This window comes from Caballeronia choica (assembly GCF_001544535.1).
GTDB lineage: Bacteria > Pseudomonadota > Gammaproteobacteria > Burkholderiales > Burkholderiaceae > Caballeronia > Caballeronia choica.
In genome coordinates, this window is sequence record NZ_FCON02000238.1 from 1 (window position 1) to 7,558 (window position 7,558).

Consider the following 7,558-nt stretch of genomic DNA (forward strand, 5'->3'; position numbering starts at 1 on the left):
TGCTTTCTTTGCTTACTTTCTTTGCAGCAGCAAAGAAAGTGAGTCCCGCCCCGGACAGGGGCAGAGCTAATAAACCAAAAACAAAACAAGTTCCATAGGAGCACAAACCCATCAAACGGTGTAAAACACCTCGACCACAACCAAACACCCCGACCACAAGCAATACCCCAACCCCAAGCGCCAGCGAAAAGGACCCCCGTTATGTTCGGAACACCATCGCAGGGACGCCGCCGCTTTCTCGGCGCCACATTGTGCGGCGCGCTCGCCTCATGCGGCGGCAGCGACTCGGACGCGGACGCGGCGCAGCCCGCCCCCGGCCCCGTCCCCGACAAGCAGGTCAACGACGCCATCGCCCAGCTCGACAAGCTCGCCGCCGACCTCATGACGAGCAGCGGCCTTCCCGGCATGGCAGTGGCCGTCGTGCGCGTCGACCAGACCGTCTATGCAAAAGGCTTCGGCACGCGCCTCGTCGGCTCGGGCACGGCCGTCGACGCCGATACCGTGTTCCAGCTTGCGTCGGTATCGAAGTCGGTGGGATCGTGCGTCGTCGCGCAGCAGGTCGGCACCGGCAGCGTCGCCTGGAACACGCCGGTGCGCGCGCACCTGCCGTGGTTCACGCTGTCCGATGCCGAAGTCAGCCAGGAAGTGACAGTCGCCGACCTGTACTCGCATCAGTCCGGCCTGCCCGATCACGCGGGCGACCGGCTCGAAGACCTGGGCTATAGCCAGACCGAAGTCCTCCAACGCCTGCGCTATCTGCCGCTGCATCCGTTTCGCAACTCGTACTTCTATACGAACTTCGGGCTGACGGCGGCCGCCGTATCGGTGGCGCAGGCCGCGGGCGTCGACTGGGCGACGCTCTCCGAGCGCGTGCTCTACCAGCCGCTCGGCATGAGCAGCACCAGTTCGCGCTACGCGGATTTCGCCGCGCGCAGCAATCGCGCGCTGGGCCACGTCAGGTTGAACGGGAAATGGGTGCAGGGAATCGGGTCGATGCCGGATGCGCAGTCGCCGGCGGGCGGCGTCAGTTCGTCGGTCAACGACATGGCGAAGTGGCTCGCAATGATGCTCGGCAAGGGCGTCTACAAGGGCAAGCGCATCGTCGATGCCACCGCGCTCTCCGCCGCCATCACCGCGCAGGTGCAGTCCGCGCCGCCGGGGGCGGGCCGTCCGGCGAGCTTTTACGGCTATGGCTTCAACGTCGGGACCACGGCTGCCGGACGTGCTATGTTCAGCCACTCTGGCGGGTTCGGCGCCGGCGCCGCGACCAACTTCGTCGCGGTGCCCTCGACGGGACTCGCGATCGTCACGCTGACCAACGGCTATCCGATCGGCGTGGCCGAAACGCTGAACGCCCAGTTCTTCGACCTCGTGCAATTCGGCTCGATCCAGCGCGACTGGGGCACACTCTTTGCAAACGGGCTCGCGTCGGTGATCACGCCGGAAGGATCGCTCGTCGGCGTGAGCCCGCCTGCGGCGCCGCTGCCGGCACGCGCGCTGTCCGCCTACACGGGCACCTATCGCAACGATTATCACGGGCCGATACAAGTTGCCGACCAGGGCGGATCGCTGGTTCTGTCGATTGGGCCGATCCCGATGAAGTTGCCGCTCACGCACTGGGACGGCGACGTGTTCACGTTCACGCTCGTCAACGAAAACGCCGCGCCGGGGACGATCTCGAAGGCTTCGTTCCTGAGCGACCGCGTGACGCTCGAGTATTACGACGAAGACGGCGTCGGCACGTTCATCCGTTGATCGTCCGCTTCGCGCGCCTTCGGCGGTTCGGCCTGGCCGGCCGCCGCGGGCAGCAGTTCGCCGCGCAGCAACAGCGCGAGCGTCTTCACCACGAGCACGCCGATGATCAGATTCGCCGCGGCGAACAGCATCGGCGCGAGCCACGCCACCAGCCCGATGCTGCCGCGTTCGACCATGCGCATCGCCATCGTCGGCAGCGCCGCGACGCCGAAGCTGAACGCCCAGTACGACGGCGCGAACGGTTGCTTGCGAATCCAGGGCAACAGGCGCAGAAGCACCAGCGCTTGATACAGGCCATAGCCGAGCAGCATCATCGCGAAGAGATCGGGAGCGCCGCTTGTCAGGCTCAGATAAGTGACGCCGCCCACGACGGGCGGCGCGAGCTGGATACCGAGCGTCGGCCGGAGCGCATCGGGCAGCGGATCGTGGACAGCCGCACGATGCATGATCATCGATTCGAGCGCGAGCCACGAAAGCACGGCGGCGCCGAAGAAGAGCGCACCGGCTTGCGTCCAGCCGAACGCGGCTGCGGTGGTTCCGGCGACGAAACTCGTGCCGACCGACGGAAGGTAGATGGCCGGCGTCACCAGTTCTGGCTTGCGCCCGCCCTGCCAGAAACGGCCGTGCAGGAACACGCCCAGCGTGAGTGCCGTGAAGGCTGCCGCGCCGAACAACGCGAGCGCCACCGGACGTGAATAGTGCAGGACGGCTTGCGCGGCGAGCAGGCTGGACACCGGTCCAAGCGCCGCGAACGACGACTGCACCGGATGCTGCATTTCCGCGAACGCCTCTTCGCGATGCGCGAGCCACTTGTGCGCGTAGGCGAGCAGCACCGCGAGCCAGACGCCGAGCGCGGCGAACGTCAGCGCGTCGGCCGCTACAGCCGGCACTTGCCAGATCCTGGCCGCCACGCGCCACGCATTGGCCAGCGCCAGCGCGCCCACCGCGATGCCGAAGAAGGCCACCGGCATGGGTCCACGAGTGTTGTTCATCGCCGTCACTCCCAAAAGATTGCAGGCGGGCCGGCCTGATGCTGCAGGCCCGTCGATGGGAGGTACTTTAGATGGCACGGCCTCTTGCGCGAATGCCGGTGAGGCTCAACAACATGCTCGATCGGCTCAAACGGCCGCGCTGGCTCGTGCGTTACTGACGAACGATCGTGCCGGTGCTGGCTTGCTGCGAGGTTCCGGCCGGCAGAACCGACGTGAGGACCGCGCCCGGCAAGTGCTGCGCGTCGTCCTTGCTCACCGCGCCGACGAACTTCCAGCCGGAAGGCAGTTTGACGAACGTATAGCCCGTGGGCTGATCGACGAAGACATCGAAGGTTTTCGCCGCGTCGTTCGAGACCGGCGCCGACGTAACCGACTGGGCAAACGAAACAGCGGGACCGACAAGAATCGAAGCCGCGATGGCCGCATGGATCAATGATTTCATGACGAAACTCCTTCAAATCTGCTCAGGGCGGAGCCCGGCGCAACCGGTTCTCCGATATATGTAACGCTCAGCACAGATATTAGGCGATTCGACTGGCCTCTGTCCAGCATTTTTGTTATGCTCGACACATAAATAAGGAAACGCCAGGCACTGGCGTTCATGAAACAGGAGCCAGCCTATGTCATCGGTGGATCACGAAGCCGGTCGCCGGCCACGCGGCCGGCCGCGCGCCTTCGACCGGGAAGCCGTTCTGCGGCGCGCGATGGAATTGTTTTGGACGAGGGGCTTCGACCATTGCTCGATGAACGACCTCGTCGAAGTGATGGGCATCAACTCGCCGAGCATCTATGCCGCGTTCGGAAGCAAGGAGGACTTGTTTCGCGAAGCGCTCGCGCTCTATGGCAGCGCCGAGGGCGCGTCGATGCAGGATGCCCTGCACGAACCAGCGAGCGGCCGTGAAGCGTTCAAGGCCATGTTTCGGAAGAATGTTGATCTGTGCGCGGGAGCCAGTACGCCAAGGGGTTGCATGCTGATTCTCGGAGCATTGCGCATCGGCGCCGAGCATGAGGAGCTTCATGACCTGCTGCGCAAGCGTCGCCAGGGGATCGCTACGCTCGTCAGGAAACGGCTGGCGAAAGCGGCGGCAGAGGGTGAGCTTGCACCCGGCGTCGATGTGGATGTGCTTGCCGATTTGTGCCTGACCATGCTCAGCGGATTATCGATTCAGGCGCATGACGGCGTCGCGCGCACGGTGCTTTTTAGCGCGATCGATGCGTTTGTGGCTTCGCTTCCGTTTATCGATTCCTGATTTGGTTCGCTTGGGTTGTGATGGCTGGTCTGGTTTGACCGGGCCGACGCTCGACGGCCGGGCCGAAGCCACCGTTCCGTATGAAACCGCAGCCTTCTCCGCAAAGGCCGCGTAGTCGTCCGGCGCCTACCGCTGGTTCGATCCCGACACCACATCGATCCACACCGCCAGCACGAGAATCCCGCCCTTCACGATCATCTGCCAGTAGGAATCGACATCGAGCATGGACATGCCGTTGTCCAGGCTCGCCATCACCAACGCGCCGATCAGCGCACCATAGACCGTCCCCGATCCGCCGCGCATCGACGTGCCGCCGATGAAGCACGCCGCGATCGCATCGAGCTCGCCCATCGACCCCGCCGATGGCGAACCCGCAGCAAGCCGCGCCGTGTTGATGAGTCCGCCGAACGCGCACATCAAGCCCATCAGGGCGAAGATCGCGAGCTTCACCCGATTGGTGTTGACCCCCGAAAGACGCGTCGCTTCGAGATTGGACCCGACCGCATAGATGCGCCGTCCAAACACGGTCTGCGTCGCGATGTAGGTGAACACGCCAAGCAACGCAAGCAGCAACAGCACCGGCACCGGAATGCCGCCGTAACGGTTGAGCGTCGCGACGAACGCAAGCAGGATCAGCCCGGCGGCGGCGATCTTCACGCCGTCCTGCCACATCGGCACGACAGGAAGGCTATAGCGCTGGCGGTTCTGCCGCTGCCGCACGGTCAGCACCGCGAGCAGGAGAAACAGCACGACGGCGAGCGCATTACCCGCGATGCGCGGCAAATAACCTTGCCCGATGAACACGAGGTTGTCGGAGACCGGCGCGATGGTCGATCCGCCCGTGATGCCGAGCAGCACGCCGCGATACGCCAGCATCCCGCCCAACCCCACGATGAACGACGGCACCCGCAGATACGTCGACCACCAGCCGTTGAAGAACCCGACCGCGATACCAAGCAGCATCACGGCAGGCAACGTCGCCGCAAGCGGCCAGTGATATGTGACGTCGAGAATCGCGGCGACGCCGCCAAGCAAGCCGAGCAGCGACCCGACCGACAGGTCGATCTCGCCCGCGATGATGACGAACACCATGCCGCACGCGAGCATGCCGGTAATCGACATCTGCCGCAGCAGGTTCGACAGGTTGCGCGGCGTGACGAACGCGCCATCGGTCAGGAACGAGAAGAAGGCCCAGATGACCGCGACCGCCAGCAACAGCGCAAGCAGCTTGTAGCGCGTGAAAAGCTGCTTGAAGCGCTGCCCGGACGAATGGGACGCGCCGCGCTTCGCGCGCTTCGGTGATGTGGTGAGATCAGGCGTCATGCTGCACTCGCTGAGGTTATCGGGTCGCTGGCCTGAGCGCCGATCGCGGCGGTCAGTATGTGTTCTTGAGTGAGGCCGTCGTTCATGAAGTCGCCGCGCAACTGGCCTTCGCCGATCACGAGCACGCGATCGCTTACGCCCAGCACTTCCGCCAGTTCCGACGACACCACGATGATCGACACGCCACGCCGTGCAAGCCCGAACATGAGCTTGTAGATTTCGAACTTCGCGCCGACATCGACGCCGCGCGTCGGTTCATCGAGGATCAGCACGGCGGGGTCGGTGAGCAGCATGCGCGTGAGCACCGCTTTCTGCTGGTTGCCGCCCGACAGGCTCGCGATCGACAGCATCGGATGCGCCGCACGCACCGAGAGGCGCTTCATCTCGGCGTGGATCGTGTCGAGTTCGGCGGCGGCATCGATGCGTCCGCCCTTCGCGAAGCGCGCGAGCACCGCAAGCGTGATGTTCTGTCCCACGCCCAGTTGCGGCACGATGCCGTGACGCTTGCGGTCCTCGGGCACCATGCCGATGCCGGTCGCGATCGCGTCCGCCGGCGTGCCGATCTTCACGCGCTTGCCGTTCATCCAGACTTCGGCTTCGCTGATGCCCGGATACGCACCGAAGATCGCCTGCATCAGTTCCGTGCGTCCCGCGCCGACCAATCCTGCCACGCCGAGGATTTCGCCTTTGCGCAACGTGAACGAGACGTTATCGACGCGCTTGCGGTTCACGTTCGTCACGTCGAAGCAGGTCACGTTGCGCGCCTCGAAAATCACTTCGCCGATATCGTGCGGCTCGCGCGGAAACAGGTTCGTGATCTCGCGCCCGACCATCATCGAGATGATGCGGTCGGTGCCGAGTTCTTTCATCGGCTGCGTCGCGACATGCTTGCCGTCGCGGATCACGGTGATCGTGTCGCAGACGGCTTCGACTTCGTCGAGCTTGTGCGAGATATAGACGCACGCCACGCCGCGCCGCTTGAGGTCGCGCACGATATCGAGCAGGATCTGCGTCTCGGACGCCGTCAGCGACGACGACGGTTCATCGAGCAGCAGCAGCTTCGCGCGCTTGTTGAGCGCCTTCGCGATCTCGATCAATTGCTGATGACCGCCGCCGAAGTTCATCACCGGCTGCGCGACGTTGATGCCTTCGATGTTCAACTCGCGCAGCAATTCGGCGGCTCGCTGATACATCGCCGCGTAGTTCATGCGCCCGCCGGGCAGCGTGATTTCGTTGCCAAGAAAGATGTTCTCGGCCACCGACAACTGCGGCACGAGCATCAGTTCCTGGTGAATGATGACGATGCCCGCCCGTTCGGTCTCGCGGATATTGGCGGCCTGCAACGGCTTGCCTTCCCAGAGGATTTCGCCGTCCCATGTGCCGTGCGGATAGACGCCCGAGAGCACCTTCATCAGCGTCGACTTGCCCGCGCCGTTTTCGCCGCAGAGTCCCACGCATTCGCCCGGCGCGACGACCAGGTCGATGCCGTCGAGTGCCTTCACGCCGGCAAACGACTTGACGATGCCACGCATCTCTAGGAGCGCTTGTGCCATGCGGGGTCTCCGGTCGCTGGCGCTTGGGTTTTGGGGGTGCCGTTTACACCGTTTGATGCGCTTCGGCTTCTAAGGAACTTGTTTTGTTTTTGGTTTATTTGCTCTGCCCCTGTCCGGGGCGGGACGGGTAATCGCTGGCGCTTGGGGTCGGGGGTGTACACCGTTTGATGCGCTCGGGCTTCTGTGGAACTTGCTTTGTTCTCGGTTTATTTGCTCTGCCCCTGTCCGGGGCGGGACTCACTTTCTTTGCTGCTGCAAAGAAAGTAAGCAAAGAAAGCAGCTTCCCACCGCCAATGCTTGCCATGCGTCTCCAGTCCGCTCCCTCTGAGTGGTCCAACCGGGGGAGTGTCGTCAGCGGGGTTTCATCGTTGTTGGCATGTAGAAGAGGCACGGGCATCGCACCGCTACACGAAGTGGACCAGCAGTCATTCATCCAGCCTCGCGCTACGCGCTCACCCGTTAGGAAACGCATAAACCCCTCGCTACGTTCATGTTTGCTGCATGCTTCAGTTCACCACCGCCCGGTAGACCTGTCGTCGGGCACGCAGTGCCAAGACGGATGAATGACTGCTGCTCCACTCCGCGCAGCGGTGCGACGTGCGCGCCTTTTCTACATGCCAACAACGATGAAACCCCGCTAACGACACTCCCCCGGTTGAACCACTCCGTTTCAAGCGCGAGTGAA

General features: G+C 63.7%; 6 protein-coding genes. 2 read left to right on the plus strand and 4 right to left on the minus strand.

Annotated features, from left to right (window positions below; translation table 11 throughout):
• Positions 1–201 precede the first annotated feature (201 nt).
• On the plus strand, positions 202–1,755 hold the full coding sequence (locus AWB68_RS40890) for a serine hydrolase (RefSeq protein WP_087649857.1): 1,554 nt from the start codon (positions 202–204) through the stop codon (positions 1,753–1,755).
• Here AWB68_RS40890 and tehA read toward each other — a convergent pair.
• Both tehA and AWB68_RS40900 read right to left on the minus strand, forming a co-directional pair.
• Positions 1,719–2,747, minus strand: coding sequence for a dicarboxylate transporter/tellurite-resistance protein TehA (tehA, locus tag AWB68_RS40895; RefSeq protein ID WP_087649858.1), 1,029 nt, complete (start codon positions 2,745–2,747; stop codon positions 1,719–1,721). The two genes, AWB68_RS40890 and tehA, sit on opposite strands and share 37 nt — an antisense overlap.
• A 151-nt stretch (positions 2,748–2,898) precedes the next feature.
• Positions 2,899–3,189, minus strand: coding sequence for a hypothetical protein (locus AWB68_RS40900; protein ID WP_087649859.1), 291 nt, complete (start codon positions 3,187–3,189; stop codon positions 2,899–2,901).
• A 301-nt stretch (positions 3,190–3,490) separates the two neighbouring features.
• On the opposite strand from AWB68_RS40900, the gene AWB68_RS51750 reads away from it, so the two are divergent.
• Entirely contained in the window at positions 3,491–3,997 is a 507-nt protein-coding gene (locus AWB68_RS51750) for a TetR/AcrR family transcriptional regulator (protein WP_374729660.1), read from the plus strand.
• Between the two features lie 126 nt (positions 3,998–4,123).
• Here AWB68_RS51750 and AWB68_RS40910 read toward each other — a convergent pair whose 3' ends face one another.
• The gene (locus tag AWB68_RS40910) at positions 4,124–5,320 is read right to left on the minus strand and encodes a sugar ABC transporter permease (RefSeq protein WP_087649861.1); all 1,197 of its coding nucleotides are present in this window, start codon (positions 5,318–5,320) and stop codon (positions 4,124–4,126) included.
• Positions 5,317–6,873, minus strand: a complete 1,557-nt coding sequence (xylG, locus tag AWB68_RS40915; RefSeq protein ID WP_087649862.1) for a D-xylose ABC transporter ATP-binding protein — start codon at positions 6,871–6,873, stop codon at positions 5,317–5,319. Before xylG ends, AWB68_RS40910 begins: the two co-directional genes overlap by 4 nt.
• Positions 6,874–7,558: the final 685 nt, after the last annotated feature.